The following is a 24688-nucleotide window of genomic DNA, read 5'->3' on the forward strand; positions in this document are numbered from 1 at the left end:
CCCTCGCGGGGAGCGACCGTCGCCCGCCGGGAGGGAAGTCGGCGAAGATGGCGGAAACATTCCGCACGGTCAAAAGCCTTGTGCCCGCCTGCCCTGCGGCCCCGGCGTGGCGGACCTGCGTGCGGCCCTCCCGGAACGCGGAAAGGGGGCGCCGCGACGGCGCCCCCTCCCCATCCGGTGCGGCCGCGGATCAGCGGCAGGTATTGGGATCGGTGGTCCCCAGGGCGCGGCTGACCTGGGTCCCCGGCGGGTTCCCCGGCGTGCAGTCGCGCTGGCGCGGATAGGCGCCGGACACGTCCGTCCCGGCGGCGCGGTCGAGGGCGCGCGTGGCCTGCGTCCCGGGCGGGTTGGCCCGCGTGCCGTCGGACTGCGCCGGGTAGGCGCCCGAGGTATTGGTGCCGGCGGCGCGGTCGAGCGCGCGCTCGGCGGCGGTGCCCGGCGGGTTGCCGGCCATGCCGGGGCCGTGGTCGGCACAGGCGGATACGCCGACCAGTGCCGCGAGGGCCACCACACCACGCAACGTCGAGCGATCGAACATCATGCTACTCCCAGGTGTTGGCTCCGCCTCATCCGGCGGTGTCCTGGCAACGCGGCGTTACACGGAAGGTTCCCTCGCCCCGCCTCGCCGCCGTCGCAGCCGCCCCCGGACGCAACAAGGCCCGGCCCCCGCGAAGGGGCCGGGCCCAGCCTGTCCGTCGAAGCCGCTCAGCCGCGGCCGGTACCGTATTCGAAGGTCGGCAGCGCCGTCAGGCTCTCCTTGGTCGCGCCGGAGATCACCCAGCGGTTCTGCCCGCTGTCGAAGCGGAGCTGGTCGAAGGGCACGGCCACCAGCTTCGCGCCGATGCCCAGGAAGCCGCCCACGGAGAGGATCGCGGTGCGCGCGCCGCCCTGATGCGTCAGCACGATGTCGTCGACCGAGCCGATGGACTCGTTGCGGTCGTTGTAGACGTTGGTGCCGATGATCTTGCTGGCCCGCTCCATGTCACTGGCAGCGGTCACGCGCGGAGGCGAGGACGGCATGGCCGAGCTGGCCGACGGCGACGCGGCCATGCTGCCCGGGCTCGCGACCGAGCCGGTCGTGGCACGGGTGTTGGGCGCGTTGCTGGTGGCGTTGTCGGCGGCGCGGCCGATGGCGGTGCCGGGCGGGTTGTTCGGCGTGCCGTCGCTGTTCTGCGGATAGGCGCCGGACATGTTCGTCCCCGCGGCGCGGTCGATGGCCCGCGACACCGCGGTGCCGGGCGGGTTGCCGGGCGTGCCGTCGGGGGGCGTCACATTGCCCGTCGCCGCATCGGCGGCGCGCTGCGTCGCGGTGGAGGGCGGGTTGCCCGGCGTGCCGTCACGCGGCGTGCTGGTGTTCTGCGCCAGGACGGGCGTGACCATCAGCGCGGCGACGGCGGTCATGGCGAGAAGGTTGGTGCGGGTGCTCATGGCGGTCATTCTCCCAGACGTGTTCGGGTGCGCGATGAACGCATGGCCGCTCCCGGCGGTTGCGGGGCGCCGGCTCCGTCGGCCCGGGTCCCGGTCCCGTTCACGCGCGGCTCCGCTGGGCACCCCTCGCCGCGCATGGCAGGATCGGCCGCATGCCACGGCGTCAGACAGGGTGGGACACGGGTCCGGACGGGGCGGCACGGCCGGATCGGGATGCGCCGGCGGCTCGCGCCCCCGCCCGGCGGCGCGAGCCGCCGGCGGGCCCCGGGCCGGACGCGGCAAATCTGCGGGAGGCGGCGCTGGCGCATCTCGCCCGCTTCTCCAGCACGGAAGCCAACCTCGTCCGCGTCCTGCAGCGCCGCATCGGCCGCTGGGCGCAGCGGGCGGCGCGGGAAGGCCAGCCCGCCGAGGCCGTCGCCTCCCAGGTCGCCCGCGCGCGGGAGGCGGCGGTGGAGGTCGCGCGCGCGATGGTCGCCATGGGTGTCGTGGACGACGCCGCCTTCGCCGCGGCCCGGGCACGCCGCCTCTCGCGCGCCGGGCGTTCCCGCCGCGCCGTCGCCGCGCACCTGGCGGCGAAGGGCGTGGCCCCCGGCACCGCCGGGGAGCTGCTGGAGACGGGGGAGGTGGACGAGCTGGCGGCGGCGCTCGCGCATCTGCGCCGCCGCCGCCAGGGGCCCTTCGCGACGGCCGCCGCCACGCCCGCCGACGGGGGCGACCCGGCCGCCCGGCTCCGGGCGCTGGCCGGGCTGGCCCGCGCCGGCTTCCCGCGCGAGGTCGCGGAGGCCGCGCTCGACACCGATCCCGACGAGGCCGAGGCCCGCCTGATCGCCGCGCGGCGCGACTGAGCGGCATGGCGACGGAGAGCCCGGGCGACGCGCCCGTCCCACGCCCGGCCGCGCGCGCGACCTTCACCCGCGCGGGCGTCGTGCGCGGCGCGAAGGTGGCGACGGAGCTGCTGCTCGGCATGGTGCCCTTCGGCCTGGTGGTCGGCATCCTGGCCAATTCCCGCGGCCTGTCCCTGGCGGAGCTCGGCCTGATGAGCGGGCTGGTCTTCGCCGGCGCCTCACAGCTTCTCGCGCTGGAGCTGTGGCGGGAGCCGGTGCCGCTGCTCGCCGTCGGCGCGGCGGCGCTGGTGGTGAACCTGCGCCTGCTGCCCATGGGCGCGGCGCTGGCGCCCTGGCTGGCCGGGCTGCGCGGCTGGCGGGTCTGGGGCAATCTCGGGATGATGGTGGACCACACCTACGCCCTCGCCGTGGTCGAGGAGCGCCGGGGCGGGCGCGATGCCGGCTACCTCTTCGGCATCGGCATCGTCACCTGGGCGGGCTGGCTGGCCGCCACCCTGGCCGGGCACCTGCTGACCAGCACGCTGAACCTGCCGCCGGGGCACCCGCTCTTCTTCGCCGCCGTCGCCACCTTCCTCGCGCTGCTCGCCTCGCTGTGGCGCGGCGTGCGGCGCGACGTGCTGCCCTGGGCGCTGGCCGGCGCCGTCTCCCTCCTCGTACACGGGCTCGGCCTGCCGGCGCCGCTGCCGCTGCTGTTCGGCGCGGCCTCGGGCGCGACCCTGGGCGCCTGGCGGGCGACGCGCCGCCCGCGATGAGCCTGCACGCCGACGCCCTGGCCGGCATCCTGGTGATGGCGGCGCTGACCTACCTGTGCCGCGCCGGCGGCTACGTCCTGCGCCGCTCCTTCCGCCTGCCGCCCTTCGCCGAGGCGCTGCTGCGCGAGCTGCCGGGCCCGCTCTTCGTCGCCTACGCCGCGCCCGCCCTGCTCGCGCATGGCTGGGTGGGGCTGGTCGGGGCCGTGGCCGTAGTGCTGGCCCAGTGGCGCTTCCGCCAGTTCGGCCTGTCCATCGTGATCGGCGTGGCCGCGGTCTGGGCGGCGCAGCTGCTGGGGCGGTGATCCGGGCGGCCGGCGCCCCGGTCTCGCGGCACCAGCCGACGCCGGCCCTGCGCCCCGGCGGGTGCGCCGGCCGGAGGCGGCCCGAACCCGCCCGCCTCAGCCGCCGGCCAGCACCGTCACCGTCGGCCAGCCGGCCACCAGCGCCTCGGCCGTCCGCAGGTTCAGCGCGAGGGGCACGTCATGCACCACCGCGATGCGCATCAGCGCCCGCACGTCCGGCTCGTGCGGCTGGGCCCAGAGCGGGTCGATCAGGAAGATAATCGCATCCACCCGCCCCTCCGCCACCCGGGCGCCGATCTGCAGGTCGCCGCCCTGCGGGCCGCTCAGCACCCGCTCCACCTTCAGCTCCGGGATCGCCTCCTTCAGCCGCTGGCCGGTCGTGCCTGTGGCGACGACCCGGTGGCCGGACAGCACGGCGCGGTGCCGCTCCGCCCAGGCCACCAGCGCATCCTTGCGGGTGTCATGGGCGATCAGGGCGAGGGTCAGAATGGTCATGCGCGACTCCGGCATCCCCGCGAGGGTGGGCACCTCGCCCCGGCGCGGCAAGGCGGGGCTGGCCTCCCCTCATCCCCCCGCCCCGCGCGCCTGCTCCCGCCGCAGCAGGTAGAGTCCCGAGCCGATCACCACCGCGCCGCCGAGCAGGGTCCAGCGGTCCGGGACCTCGCCGAAGACGGCGACCCCGATGGCGATGGCCCAGAGCAACTGGGCATAGAAGAAGGGCGCCAGGACGGAGGAGGTGGCGCGCCGGTGCGCCACGATCAGCAGCCCGTGGCCCAGCGCCCCGAACAGCCCCAGCGCGGCCAGCAGCAGCCCGTCGAGCAGGCTTGCCGGCGCCTGCCAGACGAAGGGCAGCACCGGCAGGAACAGCAGCGACCCCACCAGCCCCGTGTAGAACATCGTCGTGGCGCTGCCGTCGCGCAGCGCCAGCCGTCGCGTCGCCAGGAAGTACAGCGCGTTGGAGCAGGCGACACCCACCGAGTAGAGCATGGCCGGCTGGAAGCCCGACCCGCCCGGCCGGGTGATGACCAGCACGCCGAGGAAACCCGCCAGCACCGCCACCAGGCGGCGCGGCCCGATCCACTCGCCCAGCACCGGCCCCGCCAGCACCGCCGCGATCAGCGGCGCGGCGAAGGTGATGGCGGTGGCCGTGGTGAGCGAGAGCGAGCGCAGCGCCATGAAGGAGCAGAAGGTGGAGAAGGCCAGGCAGAAGGCCCGGGCGCATTGCAGCCAGAGCATGCGGCTGCGCAGGATCTCCGGCTGCCGCACCGGGTTCAGGGCGATGGCGGTGAAGACGAAGCTGCCGAGGTAGCGCAGCGCCCCGATCTGGAGGGCGTGATAGCCCGGGCTCAGCCATTTCGCGGTGGAATCCAGGCAGGCGAAGAAGGCGACCGCCAGGAGCAGCAGCGCGATGCCGATGAGCTGCTCGCGCCGCTGCGCTCCGTGATCCTGGCTCAAATCCCACTGTCCCAACCGTTCGACGGCAGCGTCTGCTGCGACGCAGCATCCGCCACCCCGGTGAGGTCAGGCATGTCCCATGCCAGGGGTGGGGGGCTTGGCGCTCAGCCCGGGTGAAGAAACAGCCCAGCCAACACGGTCCGGCCGGCGGGGAGAAGCCGCTTAGGTCAGCACGTAGCGCACCGGCCGCGCCGGCTCCGGCAGGTCCGGCTCGCCCAGCGCCTCCAGCAGGTCGATCTCGACCACCCGCACCAGCGCGTCCAGGGGCAGGTCGTTCTGGGCGAGGCCGAAGGGCTCCTCCAGCTCGTCGCTCAGGGCATCGAGGCCGAACAGGGTATAGGCGAGGATGCCCGTGACCAGCGGGGTGAAGAAGCCGAGCGTGCCCACGTAGCCGAAGGGCAGCAACAGGCAGAACAGCCAGGCCGAGCGGTGCAGCAGCAGGCTGTAGGCATAGGGCGTGGGCGTGTGGCGGATGCGCTCCGCCCCGGCCTGTACCAGGGACAGGGCGTTCAGCCGCGCCTCCAGCATCCCGAACAGGACCTCGCCCAGATGCCCGTCGCGCAACGCCGCCGCGAACTCCTCCGACTGCGCGCGCAGCAGGGCCGCGCCGGGGTTGCGGCGCGTGGCGAGCGCGGCCGCCTCCGCCGCCTCCAGCCAGGGCCGGGCGGCGGCGGCGCCGTCCCCGTCCCGCAGCCGGGCGGCGAGGCAGTGCGCGAAGCCGATCTGCCGCCGCAGCACCCGCCGTTGCCGCGACGCATCGCCCGGCAGCAGCGACACCACCTCGCGGGCCAGGCAGCGGCTCTCGGTGACGAGCAGACCCCAGAGCTGCCGCGCCTCCCACCAACGGGCGTAGCAGGTGTTGTTGCGGAAGCCGAGGAAGATGGAGAGCGTCAGCGCCAGCACGGAGAAGGGGGCCGTCGTCAGCTCCGGGAAATGCTGCGGCCAGCGCCGGTCGAGGAAGGCGAGGACGAGCGAGAGCCCGGCCACGAAGCCGACCTGCGGCGCGATCAGCGGCACGATGGAGCCGCGCAGGGCGAAGAGCAGGTCGAAGGCCCGCGGCCGCGGGCGCACGATCATGGCGGCGGCTCCGCCCGCCGGCGGCGCCGCGCACCGTGGTCCCCGGGCAGCTCCCTGCCCCGGCCGCCACGGCGGCACCCCGCCGCCCCGTGGCCCGCGTCACGCTGGCCGGTCCAGGCAGGCCCCGTGCCGGCGGCGGGTGGTCCGGCGCCCCGGCACGCGCCGCGCCGGCCGCGAGGCCGGCCGGTCAAGCCGAGGAGGGTCAAGCCGAGGAGACGGAGCGCATCCGCGCGCCCCGTGCGCGCTGCAGCCCGGCCACCACCGCCATCGCCGCCAGGGCCAGGGCGAAGCGGGTGGGCGCGTTGAACATGTGCCCGAAGGCCGCCATCAGACCCGCCGCGCCCAGCAGCAGCCGCACCGGCATGGCAAGCGGCCCCATGAAGCTGCCGGCCCAGGCGGCGGTGATGGCAGTCAGCGCCAGCACCTGGATGGAGAAGGCGAGCCCGATCTCCAGCAGGCCGCCGCGCAGCATGATCCCCGGGTCGTAGATGAAGGCGAAGCCCACGGTGAAGCCCGCGATGCCGAAGCGGGTGGCGTGCAGGCTGGTGATGGTGGGCCCCGCCTTGGCGATCGAGGCGGCGGCGAAGGCGGCGGCCGCCACGGGCGGCGTCGCGTCCGCCAGCACGGCGAAGTAGAACAGGAACAGGTGCGCGGGCAGCATGCCCACCCCCATCTCCATCAGCTGCGGCACGCCGATGGCCGCGGCGATGATGTAGCTGGGCGTGGTGGGCAGCCCCATGCCCAGGATCAGCACCGCCAGCGCCAGCAGCACCAGCAGGACCGGCAGGCTGCCGCCGGCCAGGTCCTTGATGATGCCGCCGAAGGCCACGACCATGCCGGTGGCGGTGAGCGCGGAGACGACGATGCCCGCCCCCGCGATGGCGACCGCCAGCGGCGCCATGGTCAGCGCGGCGTTGTGCAGGCTGTCCAGGATGACCCGCGGCGACATGCGGGTACGCCGGCGCAGCATGGCGATGGCGATCATCGCCATGGTGGCGCAGAAGGCGGCGAAGTTGCCGCTCCAGCGCGACATCATCAGGTAGACGAGCAGCGCCATCGGGATCACGAGGTGCGCATCCGCCGCCACCTCGCGCCAGGAGGGGATGTCCGCCTTGGCCATCGGCGCGATGTTCAGCTTGCGGGCCTCGAAATGCACGGCGACCAGGATGGCGAAGTAGTAGAGCACCGCCCCGAGCGCGGCCGCGACGACGATCTCGCCATAGGGGATGTTGGTGATCTCGCTCATCACGAAGGCGGCGGCGCCCATCACCGGCGGCATGATCGCCCCGCCCACGCTGGCCGCGGATTCGATGCCCCCCGCCACCGCCGGGCGGTAGCCGATGCGCACCATCAGCGGGATGGTCATGGCCCCGGTGGTGATGACGTTGGAGACGGAGGAGCCGCTCATCGTCCCGAACAGGCCGGAGGTGACCACGGCCACCTTGGCCGGCCCGCCGACGTAGCGCCCCGCCGCCGCCGCGCCCAGGTTGCTGAACAGCCGCCCCGTGCCGGAGCCCTGCATGAAGGCACCAAAGGTGATGAAGACGGCGATGGTGGTCGCCACGATCCCCGTCAGCGGGCCGTATACGCCGCCCGCCGTCGGCACCAGCCACGACGCCTCCAGGATCTCGGCCGGGCTGAACTCCCGCGTGTTCAGCACGCCCGGCAGCAGGTGGCCGAACTGCATGTAGGCGATGGAGAGGATGACCATCCAGGCCAGGCCAGGCTCCACCGCGCGCCGCGTCGCCTCCAGCAGCGTGACGATGGCCAGCACCGCCAGCACCATCATGGTCGGGCTGAACGGGTCCACGTATTCCATGCGGTCGGAGACGGCGGCGGCGTTCCACAGCACCCAGGCATGCGGCGCCGCGGCGGCCAGGAACCACAGCCAGTCCACCGCGCTCGGCCGGTGGCGAGGGCTGGCGATCCGCCGCGCCGGCCAGAGCAGGAAGATGGGCGGGACGAAGGCGAGCAGGTGGAAGCCGCGCATCGCGATCGGCTCGGGGAAGCCGAAGCCGCCCCAGTACAGATGCAGCGCGGCCACACCCGCGAGCCAGAGGGTGAGGATCTGCCCCAGCGGGCCCTTCAGCTTGCGCAACGCGCCCGTCCCCGTCCCGCGCCGCTCAGCCCGGCATGCCCGCCAGCTCGCGATAGGCGCGCGCGGCACCGGGGTGCAGCGGGGCGCCGGCGTACTTCCAGGCCACCGCCGGGTCGTAGGCGGCCATGGAGGCGTGGATCTGCTTCAGCCGGTCGCCCTTGTTGCGGATCAGCGTGCGCGTGACCTTGTAGGCGACCTCCTCGGGCAGCCCCTCCTGCACCACGATGACGCTGTCCATCGTCGTCACCGGCACGTCGCCCGTCTGCAGCGCCGGGTAGGTGCCGGCGGGGATGATGCCCTGGTTGTAGGCGTAGGTGTCGATCAGGTGCTTGCGCACGTCCTCGGGGAAGGCGACCAGCACGGCCTTGCGCCGGCCGGTGCCCAGCTCCGTCAGGATCGAGGCGGGCTTGGCGAGCGCGACGTAGAGGTAGTCCACCTGCCCGTCGCCGAAGGCGTCTGCGATGTCGTTGTAGGAGCCGTTGAGGTAGCGCCCGCCCTCCGACCGGATCCGGTCGGGCGAGGTGCCGTAGAACTTCAGGATGCGCTGCAGCGTCATCTCGTCGGTCGAGGAGCGCTGCGGACAGCCGATCTTCACCCCCGGCCGGGTGAGGATGGACTTCATGTCCTCCGGCGTGCCGTCGGCGACGCGGACGAAATTGTGTTCGGTCGGCGAGTAGCCGGTGCCCAGCGTGCGGATGCGGGCGTGCTTCTGCTGGTAGGGCTCCTCGCCCCGGACGGCGGCGGCGGTGAAGGCGTCGATGCCCCAGCCCATCTGGCTCTGCCCGTTGTTGATGCGGGTGGGGTTGGCCAGGCCGCCGCCGGGGACCACGCGGATCTGGATGTCCGGGTTCTCGTCCTTCACCAGCGCCGCCACGCCCGCCGCCATGGTGTACCAGCCGCCGCCCAGCGAGCCCGCCACGAATTCCAGCGTGCCCTGCGCCCGGGCCGGCCGCAGGAAGGGCAGCGACAGGGCGGCGCCGCCCAGGCCGGCGCCCAGGGCGCGCCGTGTGAGATGGATCGTCATGCGGAACCGGCTCCTTGTGCTTCCCCGGGCTGCTGGGGCCCGGCCATGCCGGGCGCCGGACAGCAAGCGCCGTGCCTGATCCTGCGCTGCCCCCCGCCCGGACGGCAACCGGAGGGTCACATGGTTTGACGGCCCTCCCCCTCTGCCGCCAGCCTGCCCGCCGATCCGGGAGGGAACGATGCCCGCCTCGCACCACCAGACCATGCGGGCCCTGGCGCACAACAACGCCTGGGCCAACCACCGCCTGCTCGCCGCCTGCGCCGGGCTGTCCCAGGCGGAGTTCGCGGCGCCGCGGACGGGGTTCTTCCCCTCGATCCAGGCGACGCTGAACCACATCCTGGTCATCGACCGCTTCTACGTGGACGCGCTGGAAGGCGGCACGCTCGGCCCCGCCGCCTGGGCGGAGCGCATCCCCTGCCCCACCCTGGCCGGGCTGCGCCCCGCCCAGGCGGCGGTGGACCGGCGCCTGATCGCCTGGGTGGAGGGATGCGGCGACGCCGGGCTGGATGGGATCGTCACCGTCCACCGTGGCCAGCGGGTCCAGCGGGAGCGTGCCGACCGCCTGCTGCTGCACCTGTTCCAGCACGACATCCACCACCGCGGGCAGGTCCATGCCATGCTGAGCGGCACCCCGGTCGCCCCGCCGCAGCTCGACGAATTCTTCCCGGCGGAGGAGGCCCCGCTGCGCGCCGGGGACTTCGCGGAGCTGGGCTGGTCCGAGACGACCGTCTGGGGCGCTTGAGGCCCCCGCGCGCAACCGCCCAGGATTGTGTCCCCCAGCCCTGTCATCCTGGTGTAACATGGCGGCATGCGGCGGTCCGGGGCAGCCTTCATGCCTCGGCGAGGAGGGGAGCAAGGCGCCCGTGGCCCCTGCATGGGATGGCGTACCCGACAGGCCCGATCGGAGCGGCTGGCACTGGGTGGAGGACGGCGACGGGCTGCGGCCGCTGCTCTGGCGTGGCGGCGACTGGGCCGATCCGGAGGATCGCCATGCCTGGAAGGACGGCTTCGCCCTGCTCTCGCCGCACGACCTGCGCAACGCCCGCTATTTCGGCCCGGTCGAGATGCCGCGCGTCGTGGCCGACCGCTTCCGGCTGGAGCTGCTCTTCGGCCTGACCTGAGCGGCGCGGGCCGGCCGCTCATCGCCCCGCCGGCGGGACCACGCGCAGCGAGACGTCGGAGAGGAAGGCCTCGGCCTTCTCCGCCCCGCGCGCCATCAGCCGTTGCAGCAGCGCTGGGCTGCGGTCGAGCTTCGACGGGTAGTCCAGGGCGATGTCCAGGGCGATCTCCCGCACCGTGACGGGATCGTACCGCGTGGCCAGGACGGGGAACTCCGCGCGCAGCCGGTTGATCTTGTCGATCAGGTAGAGCTCGTGGTCGAGCGGCAGGTTCCCGGCCATCTGGTTGCGGCGGTCGCGGATGCCGGCGCTGCTCACCGGCTCCGCCTCGCAGCCGGACGGGTTGATGCGCACCACCCAGATCTCCTGCGGCTTGGTGTCCAGGTCGAACAGCTCCCGCACCGGCGGGTTCTGCGAATAGAGCCCGTCCCACCACAGGCGCCCGTCCGCCCGCACCGCCTGGAACAGCGGCGGCACGGCGGCGGAGGCGATCACCTCCTCCAGCGCCAGGGTCTCGCCGCGGAAGGCCGTGCCGCCACCGTTCAGCACGTCCGCCGCGCCGACGAACAGGGCCGGGCGCCGGCGGCGGCCGGGATCGTCGGGAACCTCCTCCAGCCGCAGATGGCGGCGCAACAACCGCTCCAGCGTCGGCTGCGCGGCGGGGGAATAGGCGTAGGGGCTGACGTCCACGGTGACCGGGAAGCCCGCCGCCCAGACGGCCCAGTTGTTCAGCACGGCATCCCAGGGCGCCGCCGCCGCCAGGTCGGACCAGAAGCCCGCCAGGCGCTCGCGCGCCGATTCCGCACCCTCCGTCACCAGCCCCGCCCAGGCCAGCGCGGCACACACCGCCCCGCCCGAGGTGCCGGACAGCCCGACCAGCTCGTAGCCGGCGAGCCGCCCCGGCAGCAGCAGCTCCCGCAGCGCCCCGGCGGTGAAGGCCGTGTGGCTGCCGCCGCCCTGGCAGGCGATGGCGATGCGGGTGGGGGCGGTCGTGGGACGGCGCATGGCAGGACGGACCTCCCGGAGGGATGGGAGGCGGAGGCTACACGGAATGAGGCGGGGTGTGGGCCTGGGTCCCGGCCCGGGAGGTCGGGGCGCGATGACCGGCCGCCGGCGAGGCCGATCCAGGTTCGGGAATGACTGCGGCAGCCGTCATCGGCCCGGTGCCGTCCTAGGTGGCCGTTGCGGGGATGCTGGGACGTTCCGCCACGCGCTGCCACCATTCCCGGAGTCCGGCATGCGGGCGAAGCAAATCCTCAGCTTCGGGTGTGGCATGGAAGCAGGCGAACATCGGAATGGCATGAAGGTCAGCCAGAGTCAGGACCGAGCCTGCCAGGAAGGGCCCCGCGCCTCTGATGTCGGCCAAAGCCTTCAGGCAGGTGATCGCCATGGGAATGGCGGCCTGCAATGTCGCCTCGTCCGGGACCTGGCCGCGCCTGGGGACGGAGACCCGCTCCACGAAGATGCCTCGGACCAGGGAGGGGTAGGCGTAGGAATCGAGGATGCTGATGATCTGATTGGCCCTGGCGCGGGCTTCGGCTCCCTCGGGCTGGAGGGATGGGCCGGCAAACGCTTCATCGATGTAGCGCATGATCGCCCCGGCTTCGTAAAGCCTGAAGCGGCCGTGCTCAAAAGCCGGGATGCGGCCGAATGGCTGGCGGGCGAGGTGATCGGCCGGAGGACCTCCGGGCGCGAACACATCCACAGGCACCAGGGTGTAAGGCACGCCTTTCTCGGCGAGGGTCAGACGGACCGCACGCACATACACGCTGTAGGACGCTCCGTAGAGGATGGGATGTTCGCTCATTCCTGCCCCTTTGGCCCTGCCCCTTTGGCCCTGCCCCTTTGGCCCTGCCCCTTTGGCCCTGCCCCTTTGGCCCTGCCCCTTTGGCCCTGCCCCTTTGGCATGGTCCCGGCACACGCCAGACAAGCCATGGCGAGGGTCCGGATGCCACCCATCGCAGCCCTCCACGGGGCGCGAGGTCGCTCATCGCCGCGGCGAGGGCGGTGAGATGCCCGGCATGGCCACGTCCAGGGCACGGCCGGCTGGAAGGATGCCTCCCAGGATGATGTCCCTATGAACGACACGGGCCGGAGCACGCCCGCGGCGCACCCCGGCCCGGCAGGGTCGTAAGGCAAACCCGGCGGCGTCTCCACCCGCCGGGCTGCCCCTCGTCTCAGGCCGCCTCGCTCTCCGCGCGGCGGGCGTGCTTCTTGCGCTCGTGCGGGTCGAGGTAGCGCTTGCGGATGCGGATGGCGCTCGGCGTCACCTCCACCAGCTCGTCCTCCTCGATATAGGCGATCGCCTGCTCCAGGCTCATGCGGCGGGGCGGGACCAGGAGAAGCGCCTCATCCTTGCCGGCGGCGCGGATGTTGGTGAGCTTCTTCTCCTTGATCGGGTTCACCTCCAGGTCGTTGTCGCGGGAGTGCTCGCCCAGGATCATGCCCTGGTAGACCTTCACGCCCGGATCGACGAAGAGCGCGCCGCGCTCCTGCAGGTAGAACAGCGCGTACTGCACCGCCTCGCCATCGGCATTGGAGATCAGGCTGCCGTTGCGGCGGCCCTCGATCGGCCCGGCCCAGGGCTGATAGCCCAGGAACAGCCGATTCATCATGCCCGTGCCGCGCGTGTCCGTCAGGAACTCGCCGTGATAGCCGATCAGCCCGCGGGAGGGGATGTGGAAGGTCAGCCGGACCTTGCCGCCGCCCGAGGGACGCATGTCCTGCATCACGCCCTTGCGGAGGGAGATCTTCTCGACGACCACGCCGGAATACTGCTCGTCCACGTCGATGAGCGCCTCCTCGAAGGGCTCCTCGCGCTCGCCGGTCTCCGGGTTCTCACGGGTCAGGACGCGCGGGCGCCCGATGGTCAGCTCGAAGCCCTCGCGGCGCATCTGCTCGATCAGCACGCCAAGCTGGAGCTCGCCGCGGCCGGCCACCTCGAAGGCGTCCACCTCCTCGGAGATCTTCACCCGGATGGCGACGTTGCCCTCCGTCTCCTTGAACAGGCGGTCGCGGATCTGGCGCGAGGTGACCTTCTTGCCCTCGCGGCCGCCCAGCGGGCCGTCATTGATGCGGAAGGTCATGGCCAGCGTCGGCGGGTCGACCGGGATGGCGTGCAGCGGCTCCGTCACCTCGGGCGAGGCGATGGTGTCGGGGATGGTCGCATCGGACAGGCCGGCGATGGCGATGATGTCGCCCGCCTGCACCTCGTCCACCGGCACGCGGTCCAGGCCGGAGAAGGTCATCAGCTTGGTCAGCCGCCCCGTCTCCACCACCGTGCCGTCCTGGCGCAGCACGCGGACGGGCATGTTCACCTTGGCGGTGCCCTGCTCGATGCGGCCCGTCAGGATGCGGCCGAGGAAATTGTCCGCCTCCAGGATCGAGGCGTTCATGGCGAAGGGCTTGTCCAGCTCGACCTTCGGCGCCGGCACGTGGCTCAGGATCAGGTCGAACATGGGCGACAGGTCCTTGCGCGGCCCGTCCATGGTCAGGTCCGCCCAGCCCTGGCGGCCCGAGGCGAAGAGGGTGTGGAAGTCGAGCTGCTCGTCCGTCGCGCCGAGGGCGGCGAAGAGGTCGAACACCTCGTTATGGACCTCGTCCGCGCGGGCGTCCTGGCGGTCCACCTTGTTGATGACGACGATGGGCTTGAGGCCCCGCGCCAGCGCCTTGGTCAGCACGAACTTGGTCTGCGGCAGCGGCCCCTCGGCCGCGTCGCACAGCACGATGGCGCCGTCCACCATGGACAGGATGCGCTCCACCTCGCCGCCGAAATCGGCGTGGCCGGGCGTGTCAACGATGTTGATCTTGACGCCCTTCCACTCCACGGCCGTGGACTTGGCGAGGATGGTGATGCCCCGCTCGCGCTCCAGGTCGTTGCGGTCCAGGGCGCGCTCGGCGACCTGCTGGTTGGCGCGGAAGGCGCCGGCCTGCTTGAGCAGGTTGTCCACGAGCGTCGTCTTGCCGTGGTCGACGTGCGCGATGATCGCGACGTTGCGAAGTTCCATGTTCCTCGGGATCCCGGAGTGCGGTGCGCGCACGGGAATCCCCCCGATGGCGCCATGTTGCGGCGCACAGATAGGGGAACGGGCGGCAAAAAGCGAGGGTTGCAGCCCTGTGCGCCTGTCGCGCCTGGGGCGCGCGGGTCGCCGCGGGGACGAGCGCCCCAGGCAGGGGCGCCTTCAGGAGCGTGCGCCGGGGGCGATACCCCCTGGCCTCGCTGCGGACGGGTGCCCCCAGGACCAGGCGGCCCGGGGGGCCAGCCCCGACGGGGTGGCCAGGGCGGCATGCGTCCGTGCCGGGTCCCCGGGGAACGGGGGCCCGGCGGGGGCCTCAGCGGGCCGGGGCCATGCCGCCGCCCATATGCGCGGCCAGGGCGGCATCCGCCTCGTTCAGCGCCGCCGTGGCCGCGGCGCCGTTGCGTGCCGCCAGCGCGGTGCGCGCCCGGCGCAGGGCGGTGATCGGGGCGGCGTCGTCCGGCCGGCCGGCACGGGCCAGCGCCTCGGCCTGGGCGGCTTCCATGGTCGGCGCGGTCGCGGTGATGGTGCGCGTCAGGATGCGGGTCTCGGCGCGCTCCACCAGCTCATTCGCCATGCCGAGGTTCCGGCGGGCGATCGCCTGCTTGGCCGAGGCGATCATGCCCCGCACGTCGCGCGTATAGGCCGCGTCCGCCGCGGCGGCATCGCGGTTCTGCGCCGGGACGGCCGGGACGGCGGCGGCGTTGCCGCGGGCCCGGTTCATCTCGTCGATCGAAGTCTGGGCCTGGGCCTGGGGCACCGCGGCGGCGAGCATCCCCGACAGGATGGCCACGCCCAGGTTGGCGGTGCAGCGACGTGCGATCATGACGACCTCTCCTTGTTGCCATTGCCGAATCGAAGGCGAATCAAACCGGGGCAATCATCCTGCCCGGCTACCGTTCAGTGGCAGGCGGCCCCTGTCAAACGAATGCCTCTCGCCAACCGGATGCTGGGTGAGGCTGCCTCGCGGTGGCTCCCTTCCTGGCATTCCACCGCCCCCGCTAGCGCACGTCGCCCTGCGCCGGGGACCGCGCATCCACCGGGGAGCCGGTGCTCCCGGCCGCGAAGGGCACCGGGGTGGGGTCGCCCGGCCGGTTGCGGAAGGGCGCCTCCATGTCCCGCCCCTGCGACTGCGGCAGCGCGGCGGAGGAATGCACGACGCCGGACGAGGGCGGTGCCCCGGGCGTGCCGCAGGCTGAGAGCGCCAGGGTGGCAGCGAGAGTGGCGGCGAGAAGCGGCAGGGCCGGGAAAGGCGGGCGTCGCAAGGCGTGGTCGCTCCGGCAGAACGGGGATAAGGGCCGCGGCAGGGCCACGGCCTGGAGGGCAAACCGGCAGAGCGGCGCCGGGTTGCGTCGAAACGGCGCGTCAATGCGGCGGGCCGCCCGGCATTCCCCGGATGCGCTGGAGCCCCGCGTCCAGGGTGGCGACGCCGTTGTCGAAGCCGCCCGGGGTCTCGATCCTTGAGAACAGGCCGAGCGGCCCCTTGGTCCGGCGCCCGCGACGATCAGGCTGTCGCGCAGCGGCCCAGCGAGATCGCGGGCGATGGCCGCATCGCTCTCCGGCGCCACCGTCGGCGTCACGCAGCGCTGCGTCCCCAAGGATCGTGGCAGCGCGTCACCGCCGACGGCATCGCTGGCACGGCCGAGGGGCGACTGGCCGCGGGGGCCCGCATCGTCGCCGCGCTCGCCCGCACCGGGCAGTCCCGGCCCCGCCAGGGCGTCAGCGCAGCCCCAGCCGCGCGCGCAGGTCCGATTGCGGCCGGGCACCGAAATGCGAGATCGCCTCCGCCGCCGCCACGCTGCCCCAGCGGCCGCACTCGGCGGGCGGCAGGCCCTTCGCATGGGCGGCCAGGAAGCCGGCGGCATAGGCATCGCCGGCCCCGGTGGTGTCCACCACCGCCGTCGGCTCGGCGGCGACGGCATGCGCCACGCCCTCCACGACCACCACGCTGCCCTTCTCGCTGCGCGTCAGCGCGGCGACGCGCACCTCGCGCGACGCGGCCGCGAGCCCCGCCTCGAAGCTGTCCACCTGGTAGAGGCTGAGCAGCTCCGCCTCGTTGGCGAAGAGGATGTCCGCGCGGTCGCGCACGAAGTCGCGGAAGGCGTCGCGGTGGCGGCCGACGCAGAACGCGTCGGAGAGGGTGATCGCCACCTCGCGCCCCGCCCCGCGCGCGATGTCGGCGGCGTGGCGGAAGGCGGCCTGGGCGGCCGGCGGATCGAAGAGGTAGCCTTCCATGTAGGTCACGGCGGCGGCGCGGATCGACGCCTCATCCAGGTCCTCCGGCCCGAAGCCGACGCAGGCGCCGAGATAGGTGTTCATCGTGCGCTGCCCGTCGGCGGTGACGAGGATGAGGCAGCGCGCGGTGGGCGCGCCCGCCTTCGCCGGCGGCGTCGGGAAATGCACGCCGATCGCCCGCATGTCGTGCGCGAAGACGCGGCCCAGCTCGTCCTCGGCCACCTTGCCGAGATAGCCGACCCGCGCGCCCAGCGCCGCGGCCACCGCGCAGGTGTTGCCGGCGGAGCCGCCGCTGCTCTCGATCCCCGGCCCCATGGCGGCGTAGAGCGCATCCGCCTCGGCCGCGTCGATCAGCCGCATCTCGCCCGGATGCAGCCCGCGCCCCGCCAGGAAGTCCGGCTCGGCCCGGGCCAGCACGTCCACGATGGCGTTGCCGATGCCCAGGATGTCGAGGGTGGGGGCGGTCATGCGGATCTCCGGCGGGAACCCGGCGATCCCGGGCGGCGCCCCCGTTAGCAGTCCGCGCCGGCGCCGTCAGGGGGCTCCGGCAGGCGCCGCCGGCCCGGCGCGGCTCCCGGGGCCCGGTGCGCGAATCACGGCTTGTGTCTTTACGACACACCGTGTGTGCCGCAGTGCCACAATTGTCCGGCCTGTCGGGCACGTGTTAGCGAGGTTTCGGGCCGGTACGATGGGGATCGTGCCGCACCCGGCCCGGCCTGCGGAGGGGAGACCGCTCGCCGCGCGCCATCCGCCACACCTTGACACTCGCCGACAGGGGGGGAGCCGCAGCATGTCCGTCTTCCGACGCAAGCGGGAGGATGTTCCGCCCGAGGCGCCGTCCACCGCCATTCCGGTGGCCCGGGACCCCGAACTGACCGTTCCGCCCTTCCGACCGCCCGCGCCGGCGGCCGGAGCCGCAAAGGATGCCAGCGCGATGAGCCTGCCGCCCAAGCCCAACGCCATGCCCGGCCAGGCCGTTCCGCCCGGCCCGGCCACCCGCGCCGCCGGCCCCGCCCCGGCCGGTGGCCCCGCCTCGCGCCCGTCGCCGGCCGAGCGCCGCACGCTGGTCGTGGGCAAGGGCATCAGCCTGCAGGGCACCGTCTCCGATGCCGAGCGGCTGGTCGTCGAGGGCACGGTCGAGAGCCAGATGATCCACGCCCAGGAGCTGCAGATCAGCCACGCCGGCGTGTTCAAGGGCGAGGTGCAGGTCGAGGATGCGGAGGTCGCCGGCGTGTTCGACGGCACCATCACCGCCCGCGGCAGCCTGATCATCCGCGCCACCGGCCGGGTGCTGGGCGTCGCCCGCTGCCGCCGCCTGCAGGTGGAGGAGGGCGGCCAGCTGTCCGGCCGGATGGAGATGCTGGGCGACGGCAACGTCCCGCCGGGTCCGGCCCCCGCGCCCTTCTCCGCGGCGGAGCCCGGGATGGCCCCCGGGATGGCCGAGGTCTGATCACGCACGCGCCGCAGCCCCCCGGGTCGCGGCGTCCTTGCCGGAGAGCGTCAGCAGCATGGGGCGGGTGCCATCCCAACGGGGCCGTGTCCCTCCCGTGCTGACGCTGTTCCTGCTGTCCGCCTGTGCCGCCACCCCGCAGGAGGAGGCGCAGGCGGTGCTGGCCGAGGTCATGGCCAACCATCGGGCCTCGATGGCGGCCAGCGGAGGCGCCGCGGCGGGTTCGACCGCCGGCGCGTCCGCCGCGGAGGGGGTTTCCGCGGCGGGCAGCGGCGCTGGGCGCGGCGGGACGGAAGGCCTACGTCCCGTCGCGCTGCGCCCTCCTGCGGCAGGGGCCGGCATCGCCTCGGCCGCCGCCCTGCTGGAACAGTCGCCCGAGGCGGTGCTGCGCGCCCTCGGCCCTCCTGCCCTGCGCCGCCGCGAGGGGACGGCGGAGGTCTGGCTCTACGAGGGCGGGCGCTGCCACCTCGACCTGATCCTCTATGCCCGCCCCGGCGGCGGCGCCCAGGTCGCCTGGGCCGCCGCCCGCGCCGCCGGGACCGGGCGCGTGACGGAGGCCGCCTGCCTGGCCGCCATCGCCCGCCGGGGAACCGGGCTCTGATGGCGCCGCCCGGCCGGGCCGGCCTTGCCGCGGCACCGCCGGTCCGGCGGCCCTTCCCCGTCGCGCCCGGAGGGCGGGGCGTGTGCGATTTCCGGCGCGGCCGGCCCGGCATGGGCACGGCATCCGCCCTGGCAGAAGGAGGGCCCCCCGGTGCCCACCAGTGATCGCGTCTTCCTCGTCGTGGTCGACGACAGCCCGGAGCGGGTGGTCGCGATGCGCTACGCCTGCCTGCGCGTGCAGAAATCCGGCGGACGGGTCGCGCTGCTGCGCGTCACCGAACCCGCCGAGTTGCAGGAATGGGCCGGCATCGGCGCGATGATGGAGGAGGAGCGCCGGCAGGAGGCGGAGCAGCTTCTCTCCGCCTTGGCCGCCGAGGTGCAGGAGATCACCGGCGGCCTGCCCCTGCTGCTGATCCGCGAGGGCGAGCCCGTGGAGGAGATCCTGGCGCTGCTGCAGGAGGATCCGCGGATTTCCATCCTGGTCCTCGCCGCCTCGCCGGCCGGCAGCGGCCCGGGGCCGCTGGTGACGGCGCTGACCGGCCGCCACGCGGCCCAGCTCCGCTGCCCGCTGACGATCGTGCCCGGCAACCTCAGCGACCAGGAGCTGAACCGGGTCACCTGAACCCCGGCGGCTGCGCCAGATCGGGGCCGCGGGTCTGGCATGCCCGCCGGTCGGCGCGGTTGCTTCCCGGCCGGACCCGTCCCACATACCCCGCGATCACGCGCGCGCGACGCCAGGCCGGGGCGCGGACCCGGCAAGCCAGACGGGAACACCATGTTCATCGAGACCGAGCCCACCCCCAACCCCGCCACGCTGAAGTTCCTGCCGGGCCAGGATGTGCTGGGGGCACGCGGCACCGCCGACTTCCCGGACGCCGATTCGGCGGAGCGCTCCCCCCTGGCGGAGCGGCTGTTCCGGCTGGACGGCGTGGCGCGGGTCTTCCTCGGCGCGGATTTCGTCACCGTCACCAAGGCGGACGGCACGGACTGGCAGTCCCTCAAGCCGCAGGTGCTGGGCGCGGTGATGGAGCATTTCCTCGCCGGCCGGCCGATCCTGGCGGACATGCCCTCCGAGGCGGAGGAGGAGGAAGTCGACCCCGCCGATGCGGAGGTGGTGGCGCAGATCAAGGAGCTGCTGGATACGCGCGTCCGGCCGGCGGTGGCCAGCGATGGCGGCGACATTGTCTTCCGCGGCTTCCGGGACGGCGTCGTGCGGCTGCACATGCAGGGCGCGTGCTCCGGCTGCCCCTCCTCCCGCGCCACGCTGAAGCACGGCGTGGAGACGATGCTGCGCCACTACGTGCCCGAGGTGGTCGCGGTGGAGCAGGTCGAGGCCTGACCCTCCCGCGGCGCCGCCCGGTGGGTGGCGCCCGCCCCCTTCGCCCCTGTTGAGCCGCCCCTCCTAAACCTCCCGTGATGGGACGGGCGGTTGACCGCCTCCGGCTGCCCGGCTGATGGTCCCGGCCCGTCCGGGGCGGCGACCCGCCCGCCGGGGGGAAAGCCAGGGGAACGACCATGCGCCTGCCGACCGCCCTTCTCCTCGCCGCCGTGGCCGCTTCGCCGGCCGTGCTCCCGGTCCGGGCCCAGGCCCAGGCGGTGCCGCAGATCGAGCCGCGCTCGGATGCCGCCGTCACCTACCGCCTCACGGGGCAGGGCGTGCCGGAAGGGACGCAGCTGCGGGTGGAGTGGCTGGCCGCCGAGCGGGTGCTGCGCACGGCCCCGCCCGGCCTGCCGGGCTATGTCCTGTTCAACCGCAAGGCAGGCACGGCCCGGATGGTGATGGAGCAGGCGCGGATGGTGATGGATCTTCCGGTCAGCCCCGAGACGCTGCGCGGCATGGGCATGGCGTCGAGCCCGACGGCACGCTTCACCCGCGGCGGGACGGAGCGGATCGCCGGCCTGACCTGTACCGTCTGGACCATGCAGGATGGCCAGACCACGGGCAGCGGCTGCATCACCGAGGATGGGGTGATGCTGCGGGGCGAAGGGCAGAGCAACGGCCGCAAGGGCAGCCTGGAGGCGCTGGAGGTGTCCCGCGCGGCGGCCGACCCGGCCCGCTTCCGCGTCCCGGCCGGCTTCCAGGCGATGCAGATCCCGAACCTGCCCGGCGTGCCCGGCCTGCCGGGCGCCGCCCCCAAGCGGAACTGAAGGCGGGGCCGCGTTGCCCCGCCGCTACAGCGCCAGTTCCACCATCACCGGCACGTGGTCGGAGGCCTGCGCCCACCCCCGCGCCGGCTTCAGCACCACATGCCGCCGCAGCGCCCCGGCGAGGTCCTGGCTGACCCAGACATGGTCCAGCCGGCGGCCGCGATCCGCCGCCTCCCAGTCGCGGGCGCGGTAGGACCACCACGTGTAGAGCTTCTGCTCCGGCGGCACGAAGTGGCGCAGCGCGTCGTGCCATTCCCCCGCCTGCTGCCAGCGGGTCAGTGCCTCCACCTCGATGGGCGTGTGCGAGACGACGGTGAGCAGTTGCCTGTGCGACCAGACGTCGTGCTCCAGCGGCGCGATGTTCAGGTCGCCCACCAGCACCGCGCGGCGTGCCGCACCGCGCCCGGCGGTCCAAGCGGTGGCCTCGGCCAGGAAGTCCAGCTTGTGGCCGAACTTGGGATTCGCCTCGCGGTCCGGGATGTCGCCGCCGGCGGGGACATAGAAATCGTGCAGCTCGACCGGCCCGCCCGGCGCGTCGATATCCACGCCCAGGTGGCGGCAGTCACCGCGGCCGCACCAGTCCGGCTCGCCGGGGCGCAGCAGGATCGGCAGGCGCGAGAGCACGGCGACGCCGTTGTAGCCCTTCATTCCGCGGATGACGCGGTGGGTGTAGCCCAGCGCCTCGGCCGCCGCGTGCGGGAAGACGTCGTCAGGCGACTTCGTCTCCTGCAGGCAGAGCACGTCCGGCGCCAGCTCGGCGTCAAGCTGCGCGAGCAGGGGCGCGCGCAGCCGGACGCTGTTGATGTTCCAGGTGACGATGCGCAAAGCGCGCGCGCTCAGGCGATCGTGGTGCGCACGGTGCCGACGCCCTCGACCGTCCCTTCCAGCACGTCGCCCTTCACCACCGCCGCCACGCCCTCGGGCGTGCCGGTCATGATGAGGTCGCCCGGGGCGAGGGCCACGAGGTGGGAGAGGTTGGCGATGATCTCCGGCACCGACCAGATCATCTTCGACAGGTCGGAGGACTGCCGGACCTTGCCGTTCACCACCAGCTCGATCTTGCCCTTGCCCGGGTCGATGCCGGCCGCGGGCACCAGCTCGCCCATCGGGGCGGAGGCGTCGAAGCCCTTCGCCATGTCCCAGGGGCGGCCCATCTTCTTCGCCACGGTCTGCATGTCGCGCCGCGTCAGGTCGAGGCCGACGCCATAGCCCCAGACGTGCTTCAGCGCCTCGGCCTTGGGGATGTCCCGGCCGCCGGTGCCGATCGCCACGATCAGCTCCAGCTCGTGGTGCAGGTCGGCCGTCTCGGTCGGGTACGGGGTGTCGGCGCCGCCCGTCACCACGGCATCGGCCGGCTTGGTGAAGTAGAAGGGCGGCTCGCGGTCGGGATCATGGCCCATCTCGCGCGCATGCTCGGCATAGTTCCGGCCGACGCAGAAGATCCGGCGCACTGGGAAGGCCCCGCCGCCCTTCACCGGCACGGCAGCCTGGACGGGGGCGGCGATGACGAATTCGGCCATGGTGGCGGTAGACTCCCTGCTCGACGGACCATCGCGCCCTCAGCGCCCCGGTCATGGGGCGGCAGGCGGATGGCCGGTGCGGGCGGGAAGATAGCGGCAGGGGATGGTGGCCCGATAGATGGCCCGGCGATCGTTCCGGGCGCCACCAACGACAAAAGCCCGGCCTCGCGGAGCGAAGCTGGGTTGGGAAGGGTGGCGCCCGGTCAGGGGGGTGACCGGGCGCCGTACGCTTCAGACACTACTTCCGATCGGAGTCGTGGTCGGGCGAGCCGGCAGGGGAACCGGCTGCCGCTGGAGCAAGTTATGCACCAGCCCTGCAACTCTATGCCCTTTTCACGTTGAGATGCAAAGGGTTTGTGGCACGCGCCCACGCGATGGGCGCCATGTCCTGGTCACGGCCATGTGAAACGCCGGCCATGATTGCCTATTCCGCCGCCAGCAGGGTGGCGGAAGACTGCCTCCCCTGTCGGAACGCCAGGGCCGCCCGCCCGAAATGCTCAAACAAGCGGCGGGACAGCGGATCCGTCTGCCAATCGTATTCCGGGTGCCATTGCACCCCGATCGCGAAGCCACGGGCCCCCTCGACGCGCGCGGCCTCCACCGTGCCATCCGGCGCCCAGGCCTCGGCGATCAGCCGGGGGGCGATCCGGGCGATGCCCTGGTTGTGCAGCGAATTGACCGGAACCGAATCCAGCCGCGCATCGAGACCGCTCCAGAGGCGGGCGAGGTTCGCCTCCGGATCCACCCGGACCGCATGGGCCTTGCCGGTCCGCACGCCGGCCAGCGCCTGGTCGGAGGGAGTCGAATGGTCCATCCGGCCCGGCAGGTCCTGGATGCGCTGATCGAGGGTCCCGCCGAGCGCGACGTTCAGCTCCTGGAAGCCGCGGCAGATCGCCAGCACCGGCACCCCCGCCTCCAGGGCGCCGCGGATCAACGGCAGGGTCGTGGCATCCCGGGCGCAATCCTCCGGCGTCCCCTCGCAATGCGGCGGGCCGCCATAGAGGGAGGGCTGCACGTTGGAGCGCGAGCCGGTCAGCAACACGCCGTCCAGATGCGGCAGCACCGCCGCCACCGCCTCCTCGCCGAAGGCCGGGACCAGCACCGGCACCCCGCCGACGGGCCCCAGAACGACGGTGGCATAGTGGTCCGAGGCGGCATGGTTCGGCATGCCGAAGATTCCGAAGGGCTTCACGCAGCAGGAGACGCCGATCAGCGGACGCATGCTCACCTCAGACCTCGCAGCAGGTTTGCCGGCACAGTGTGACAGCAGGATGGCAACGGCAGGCAGGCAATCCGCGTGCCGCAGCCACGCGGCGCGCGCTCAGCGCCGCTCCCGCTCCCATTCCGGGAAGCGGGGGTCGTTGAAGTCGAAAAGCCGGGGGTCGAGGCGCATGCCCGTCTCGATGGCGGAGAGGGTGACCCGGGTCTGCTGCCCCTGTGCATCGACCACCAGCCATTGCCGCAGTTCCATCGGCTCCTCGGCGAAGACCAGGGTCAGCCGCCCCTCGGCGGGGCTGTTCGTCCGGTGCAGCGTCACGCGCAGGAAGCCGCCGGAGCGCTCCAGCCCCGTGACCGTGACGTCGCCCGACAGGCGCAGGTCCCGCCGCAGCAGGAAGCCCAGCGGCGTGGAGGAGACGGGCACGATGGAGGGCTGACTGAGCTCCCGGTCGAAATGGTAGAACTGCCCGTCGCTGGCGATCAGCAGCAGCGGCTCCGGCGGGTCGTAGTCGAAGCGCATCCGCCCCGGCCGCCAGATATAGGCCGTGCCCTGTGCCGTGCCGCCATTCTGCGCCAGTTGCAGGAAGCGCGCCCGCAGCGTGGTCAGCCCGTTGAAATAGGCCTCGATCTTCCGCAGCTCGGCGGGGCCGGGCCGGGCCCCGGCCGTTTGGGCCGCGGCCGATGCGATCAAGGACGGTGCCCCCGGGGACAGGACCAGGGGGGCGGCGAGGAGCGGGAGCAGCGAGCGGCGCAACATGCCCCGCATGTGGCGGGACAGGCGGGGCGCGAAAAGGGCCAGCCCGTCCGATCCCTGCCCCGAGCCCCGCGCGGGTCCCGCCGCCTGCCGCCCCGCCCGCCCGCCCGGCACGGGCCCCGCCGCCCGTGCCGGGGCGGGTGCGGGCCGGCATCAGACCTCCACCACCCTCCGGCCCACGGGGAAGAGGCTGGCTGCGGCCAGCTTCAGGTGCGCCCAGGCGAAGGGCAGCCCGATGATGGTCAGGGCGCAGCCCAGGGCCAGGGAGAGATGGGCCAGGCACAGCCAGATCCCCGCGAAGACGAACCACAGCACGTTCGCCACGACGCCCAGCGGCCCCATCCCGATGGTGGGGCGGCCGGTGACCTGCGAAACGGGGACGAGCTCCCGGCCGAAGGGCAGGAAGCTGTACTCGGCGATGGTCAGGCAGGCGCGGGCCCAGGGCAGGCCGACGATGGTCAGCGCCATGATCGCGGCCGCGACCAGCCAGCCCAGCGCCACGACGAAGCCGAGGCCCGGGACGTTCCACAGGATGTTGAGAAGCAGGGTCATGGCCGTCATCTATGCAGCGACACGGCCGTTTTCCAGGAAATCGTCCGGCCTTTCGCCGCGACGGTCGGAAGGATGGCCGGGCGGACCGGCCTGGGC

General features: G+C 73.4%; 28 protein-coding genes. 10 read left to right on the forward strand and 18 right to left on the reverse strand.

What is annotated here, in order from left to right; all coding sequences use genetic code 11:
- Positions 1-190: 190 nt before the first annotated feature.
- Both LPC08_RS13330 and LPC08_RS13335 read right to left on the reverse strand, forming a co-directional pair.
- Positions 191-541, reverse strand: coding sequence for a hypothetical protein (locus LPC08_RS13330; protein WP_230448728.1), 351 nt, complete (start codon positions 539-541; stop codon positions 191-193).
- A gap of 164 nt (positions 542-705) precedes the next feature.
- Positions 706-1428, reverse strand: a complete 723-nt coding sequence (locus LPC08_RS13335; protein WP_230448729.1) for a PRC-barrel domain-containing protein — start codon at positions 1426-1428, stop codon at positions 706-708.
- A gap of 152 nt (positions 1429-1580) precedes the next feature.
- On the opposite strand from LPC08_RS13335, the gene LPC08_RS13340 reads away from it, so the two are divergent.
- Genes LPC08_RS13340 through LPC08_RS13350 form a run of 3 tightly spaced genes read left to right on the forward strand, consistent with a single transcriptional unit; the run spans position 1581 to position 3327 of the window.
- Positions 1581-2273: a RecX family transcriptional regulator gene (locus tag LPC08_RS13340; protein WP_230448730.1), complete on the forward strand. Its 693-nt coding sequence runs from the start codon at positions 1581-1583 to the stop codon at positions 2271-2273.
- Positions 2274-2278: 5 nt separating this feature from the next.
- Positions 2279-3025 carry an AzlC family ABC transporter permease gene (locus tag LPC08_RS13345; protein WP_230448731.1) on the forward strand — a complete coding sequence of 249 codons (747 nt, stop codon included), beginning with the start codon at positions 2279-2281 and terminating at the stop codon, positions 3023-3025.
- Complete coding sequence (locus LPC08_RS13350; protein WP_230448732.1) at positions 3022-3327, forward strand: AzlD family protein; 306 nt, start codon at positions 3022-3024, stop codon at positions 3325-3327. The genes LPC08_RS13345 and LPC08_RS13350 overlap by 4 nt, the downstream gene beginning before the upstream one ends.
- A gap of 96 nt (positions 3328-3423) precedes the next feature.
- Here LPC08_RS13350 and LPC08_RS13355 read toward each other — a convergent pair whose 3' ends face one another.
- The 5 genes from LPC08_RS13355 to LPC08_RS13375 all read right to left on the reverse strand — a co-directional run bounded on the left by LPC08_RS13355 (position 3424) and on the right by LPC08_RS13375 (position 8981).
- Entirely contained in the window at positions 3424-3822 is a 399-nt protein-coding gene (locus LPC08_RS13355) for a methylglyoxal synthase (protein ID WP_230448733.1), read from the reverse strand.
- Positions 3823-3891: 69 nt separating this feature from the next.
- On the reverse strand, positions 3892-4782 hold the full coding sequence (locus tag LPC08_RS13360) for a DMT family transporter (protein ID WP_230448734.1): 891 nt from the start codon (positions 4780-4782) through the stop codon (positions 3892-3894).
- 162 nt (positions 4783-4944) lie between these two features.
- A complete protein-coding gene (locus tag LPC08_RS13365; RefSeq protein ID WP_230448735.1) occupies positions 4945-5859 on the reverse strand; it encodes a bestrophin family protein in 915 nt (304 codons plus the stop codon).
- A 202-nt stretch (positions 5860-6061) separates the two neighbouring features.
- A complete protein-coding gene (locus LPC08_RS13370; RefSeq protein ID WP_230448736.1) occupies positions 6062-7957 on the reverse strand; it encodes a TRAP transporter permease in 1896 nt (631 codons plus the stop codon).
- A 25-nt stretch (positions 7958-7982) separates the two neighbouring features.
- A complete protein-coding gene (locus LPC08_RS13375) occupies positions 7983-8981 on the reverse strand; it encodes a TAXI family TRAP transporter solute-binding subunit (protein WP_230448737.1) in 999 nt (332 codons plus the stop codon).
- Between the two features lie 178 nt (positions 8982-9159).
- Here LPC08_RS13375 and LPC08_RS13380 point away from each other — a divergent pair, with 178 nt between their 5' ends.
- Together LPC08_RS13380 and LPC08_RS13385 are read left to right on the forward strand one after the other, a co-directional pair.
- Entirely contained in the window at positions 9160-9723 is a 564-nt protein-coding gene (locus tag LPC08_RS13380) for a DinB family protein (RefSeq protein ID WP_230448738.1), read from the forward strand.
- Positions 9724-9844: 121 nt separating this feature from the next.
- Positions 9845-10102 (forward strand): hypothetical protein, encoded by a 258-nt coding sequence (locus tag LPC08_RS13385; protein WP_230448739.1) that lies wholly within the window; start codon positions 9845-9847, stop codon positions 10100-10102.
- Positions 10103-10120: 18 nt separating this feature from the next.
- On the opposite strand, the gene LPC08_RS13390 is transcribed toward LPC08_RS13385, so the two are convergent.
- From LPC08_RS13390 to LPC08_RS13415, 6 genes are all read right to left on the reverse strand, one after another.
- Complete coding sequence (locus LPC08_RS13390) at positions 10121-11104, reverse strand: patatin-like phospholipase family protein (protein WP_230448740.1); 984 nt, start codon at positions 11102-11104, stop codon at positions 10121-10123.
- 166 nt (positions 11105-11270) lie between these two features.
- On the reverse strand, positions 11271-11906 hold the full coding sequence (locus LPC08_RS13395; protein WP_230448741.1) for a glutathione S-transferase family protein: 636 nt from the start codon (positions 11904-11906) through the stop codon (positions 11271-11273).
- Positions 11907-12276: 370 nt separating this feature from the next.
- Positions 12277-14106, reverse strand: coding sequence for a translational GTPase TypA (gene typA / locus LPC08_RS13400; protein WP_230448742.1), 1830 nt, complete (start codon positions 14104-14106; stop codon positions 12277-12279).
- A 325-nt stretch (positions 14107-14431) separates the two neighbouring features.
- Positions 14432-14941 (reverse strand): hypothetical protein, encoded by a 510-nt coding sequence (locus tag LPC08_RS13405; protein ID WP_230448743.1) that lies wholly within the window; start codon positions 14939-14941, stop codon positions 14432-14434.
- A 175-nt stretch (positions 14942-15116) separates the two neighbouring features.
- The gene (locus LPC08_RS13410) at positions 15117-15380 is read right to left on the reverse strand and encodes a hypothetical protein (RefSeq protein WP_230448744.1); all 264 of its coding nucleotides are present in this window, start codon (positions 15378-15380) and stop codon (positions 15117-15119) included.
- 454 nt (positions 15381-15834) lie between these two features.
- Positions 15835-16818: an adenosine kinase gene (locus LPC08_RS13415; RefSeq protein WP_230448745.1), complete on the reverse strand. Its 984-nt coding sequence runs from the start codon at positions 16816-16818 to the stop codon at positions 15835-15837.
- A 466-nt stretch (positions 16819-17284) separates the two neighbouring features.
- Between LPC08_RS13415 and LPC08_RS13420 the strand changes: the two genes are divergently transcribed.
- The 5 genes from LPC08_RS13420 to LPC08_RS26085 all read left to right on the forward strand — a co-directional run bounded on the left by LPC08_RS13420 (position 17285) and on the right by LPC08_RS26085 (position 20548).
- Positions 17285-17800, forward strand: coding sequence for a bactofilin family protein (locus LPC08_RS13420; RefSeq protein WP_230448746.1), 516 nt, complete (start codon positions 17285-17287; stop codon positions 17798-17800).
- Between the two features lie 97 nt (positions 17801-17897).
- Positions 17898-18401, forward strand: coding sequence for a hypothetical protein (locus LPC08_RS13425; protein WP_230448747.1), 504 nt, complete (start codon positions 17898-17900; stop codon positions 18399-18401).
- A 150-nt stretch (positions 18402-18551) separates the two neighbouring features.
- Complete coding sequence (locus LPC08_RS13430) at positions 18552-19022, forward strand: universal stress protein (RefSeq protein WP_230448748.1); 471 nt, start codon at positions 18552-18554, stop codon at positions 19020-19022.
- 153 nt (positions 19023-19175) lie between these two features.
- Entirely contained in the window at positions 19176-19739 is a 564-nt protein-coding gene (locus LPC08_RS13435) for a NifU family protein (RefSeq protein ID WP_230448749.1), read from the forward strand.
- 176 nt (positions 19740-19915) lie between these two features.
- On the forward strand, positions 19916-20548 hold the full coding sequence (locus LPC08_RS26085) for a DUF4412 domain-containing protein (protein ID WP_304622026.1): 633 nt from the start codon (positions 19916-19918) through the stop codon (positions 20546-20548).
- Positions 20549-20572: 24 nt separating this feature from the next.
- Here the strand turns inward: LPC08_RS26085 and LPC08_RS13445 are convergent, their stop codons facing one another.
- The 5 genes from LPC08_RS13445 to LPC08_RS13465 form a co-directional block, all read right to left on the reverse strand.
- Positions 20573-21373: an exodeoxyribonuclease III gene (locus tag LPC08_RS13445; RefSeq protein WP_230448750.1), complete on the reverse strand. Its 801-nt coding sequence runs from the start codon at positions 21371-21373 to the stop codon at positions 20573-20575.
- Between the two features lie 11 nt (positions 21374-21384).
- Positions 21385-22068 carry a fumarylacetoacetate hydrolase family protein gene (locus LPC08_RS13450; RefSeq protein ID WP_230448751.1) on the reverse strand — a complete coding sequence of 228 codons (684 nt, stop codon included), beginning with the start codon at positions 22066-22068 and terminating at the stop codon, positions 21385-21387.
- A gap of 424 nt (positions 22069-22492) precedes the next feature.
- A complete protein-coding gene (locus LPC08_RS13455) occupies positions 22493-23290 on the reverse strand; it encodes a gamma-glutamyl-gamma-aminobutyrate hydrolase family protein (RefSeq protein WP_230448752.1) in 798 nt (265 codons plus the stop codon).
- A gap of 99 nt (positions 23291-23389) precedes the next feature.
- A complete protein-coding gene (locus LPC08_RS13460) occupies positions 23390-23977 on the reverse strand; it encodes a LolA family protein (RefSeq protein ID WP_230448753.1) in 588 nt (195 codons plus the stop codon).
- A gap of 216 nt (positions 23978-24193) precedes the next feature.
- Positions 24194-24592 carry a YccF domain-containing protein gene (locus LPC08_RS13465; protein WP_230448754.1) on the reverse strand — a complete coding sequence of 133 codons (399 nt, stop codon included), beginning with the start codon at positions 24590-24592 and terminating at the stop codon, positions 24194-24196.
- Positions 24593-24688 lie beyond the last annotated feature (96 nt).

Source organism: Roseomonas sp. OT10, from assembly GCF_020991085.1.
Lineage (GTDB): Bacteria > Pseudomonadota > Alphaproteobacteria > Acetobacterales > Acetobacteraceae > Roseomonas > Roseomonas cutis.

Excerpts from the sequence above, each read along its gene's own strand:
- LPC08_RS13330 (WP_230448728.1), bottom strand. The coding sequence starts at position 541 with ATGATGTTCGATCGCTCGACGTTGCGTGGTGTGGTGGCCCTCGCGGCA.
- LPC08_RS13335 (WP_230448729.1), bottom strand. The coding sequence starts at position 1,428 with ATGAGCACCCGCACCAACCTTCTCGCCATGACCGCCGTCGCCGCGCTG.
- LPC08_RS13340 (WP_230448730.1), top strand. The coding sequence starts at position 1,581 with ATGCCACGGCGTCAGACAGGGTGGGACACGGGTCCGGACGGGGCGGCA.
- LPC08_RS13345 (WP_230448731.1), top strand. The coding sequence starts at position 2,279 with ATGGCGACGGAGAGCCCGGGCGACGCGCCCGTCCCACGCCCGGCCGCG.
- LPC08_RS13350 (WP_230448732.1), top strand. The coding sequence starts at position 3,022 with ATGAGCCTGCACGCCGACGCCCTGGCCGGCATCCTGGTGATGGCGGCG.
- LPC08_RS13355 (WP_230448733.1), bottom strand. The coding sequence starts at position 3,822 with ATGACCATTCTGACCCTCGCCCTGATCGCCCATGACACCCGCAAGGAT.
- LPC08_RS13365 (WP_230448735.1), bottom strand. The coding sequence starts at position 5,859 with ATGATCGTGCGCCCGCGGCCGCGGGCCTTCGACCTGCTCTTCGCCCTG.
- LPC08_RS13375 (WP_230448737.1), bottom strand. The coding sequence starts at position 8,981 with ATGACGATCCATCTCACACGGCGCGCCCTGGGCGCCGGCCTGGGCGGC.
- LPC08_RS13380 (WP_230448738.1), top strand. The coding sequence starts at position 9,160 with ATGCCCGCCTCGCACCACCAGACCATGCGGGCCCTGGCGCACAACAAC.
- LPC08_RS13390 (WP_230448740.1), bottom strand. The coding sequence starts at position 11,104 with ATGCGCCGTCCCACGACCGCCCCCACCCGCATCGCCATCGCCTGCCAG.
- LPC08_RS13395 (WP_230448741.1), bottom strand. The coding sequence starts at position 11,906 with ATGAGCGAACATCCCATCCTCTACGGAGCGTCCTACAGCGTGTATGTG.
- typA (WP_230448742.1), bottom strand. The coding sequence starts at position 14,106 with ATGGAACTTCGCAACGTCGCGATCATCGCGCACGTCGACCACGGCAAG.
- LPC08_RS13405 (WP_230448743.1), bottom strand. The coding sequence starts at position 14,941 with ATGATCGCACGTCGCTGCACCGCCAACCTGGGCGTGGCCATCCTGTCG.
- LPC08_RS13415 (WP_230448745.1), bottom strand. The coding sequence starts at position 16,818 with ATGACCGCCCCCACCCTCGACATCCTGGGCATCGGCAACGCCATCGTG.
- LPC08_RS13420 (WP_230448746.1), top strand. The coding sequence starts at position 17,285 with ATGAGCCTGCCGCCCAAGCCCAACGCCATGCCCGGCCAGGCCGTTCCG.
- LPC08_RS13435 (WP_230448749.1), top strand. The coding sequence starts at position 19,176 with ATGTTCATCGAGACCGAGCCCACCCCCAACCCCGCCACGCTGAAGTTC.
- LPC08_RS26085 (WP_304622026.1), top strand. The coding sequence starts at position 19,916 with ATGCGCCTGCCGACCGCCCTTCTCCTCGCCGCCGTGGCCGCTTCGCCG.
- LPC08_RS13450 (WP_230448751.1), bottom strand. The coding sequence starts at position 22,068 with ATGGCCGAATTCGTCATCGCCGCCCCCGTCCAGGCTGCCGTGCCGGTG.
- LPC08_RS13455 (WP_230448752.1), bottom strand. The coding sequence starts at position 23,290 with ATGCGTCCGCTGATCGGCGTCTCCTGCTGCGTGAAGCCCTTCGGAATC.
- LPC08_RS13465 (WP_230448754.1), bottom strand. The coding sequence starts at position 24,592 with ATGACCCTGCTTCTCAACATCCTGTGGAACGTCCCGGGCCTCGGCTTC.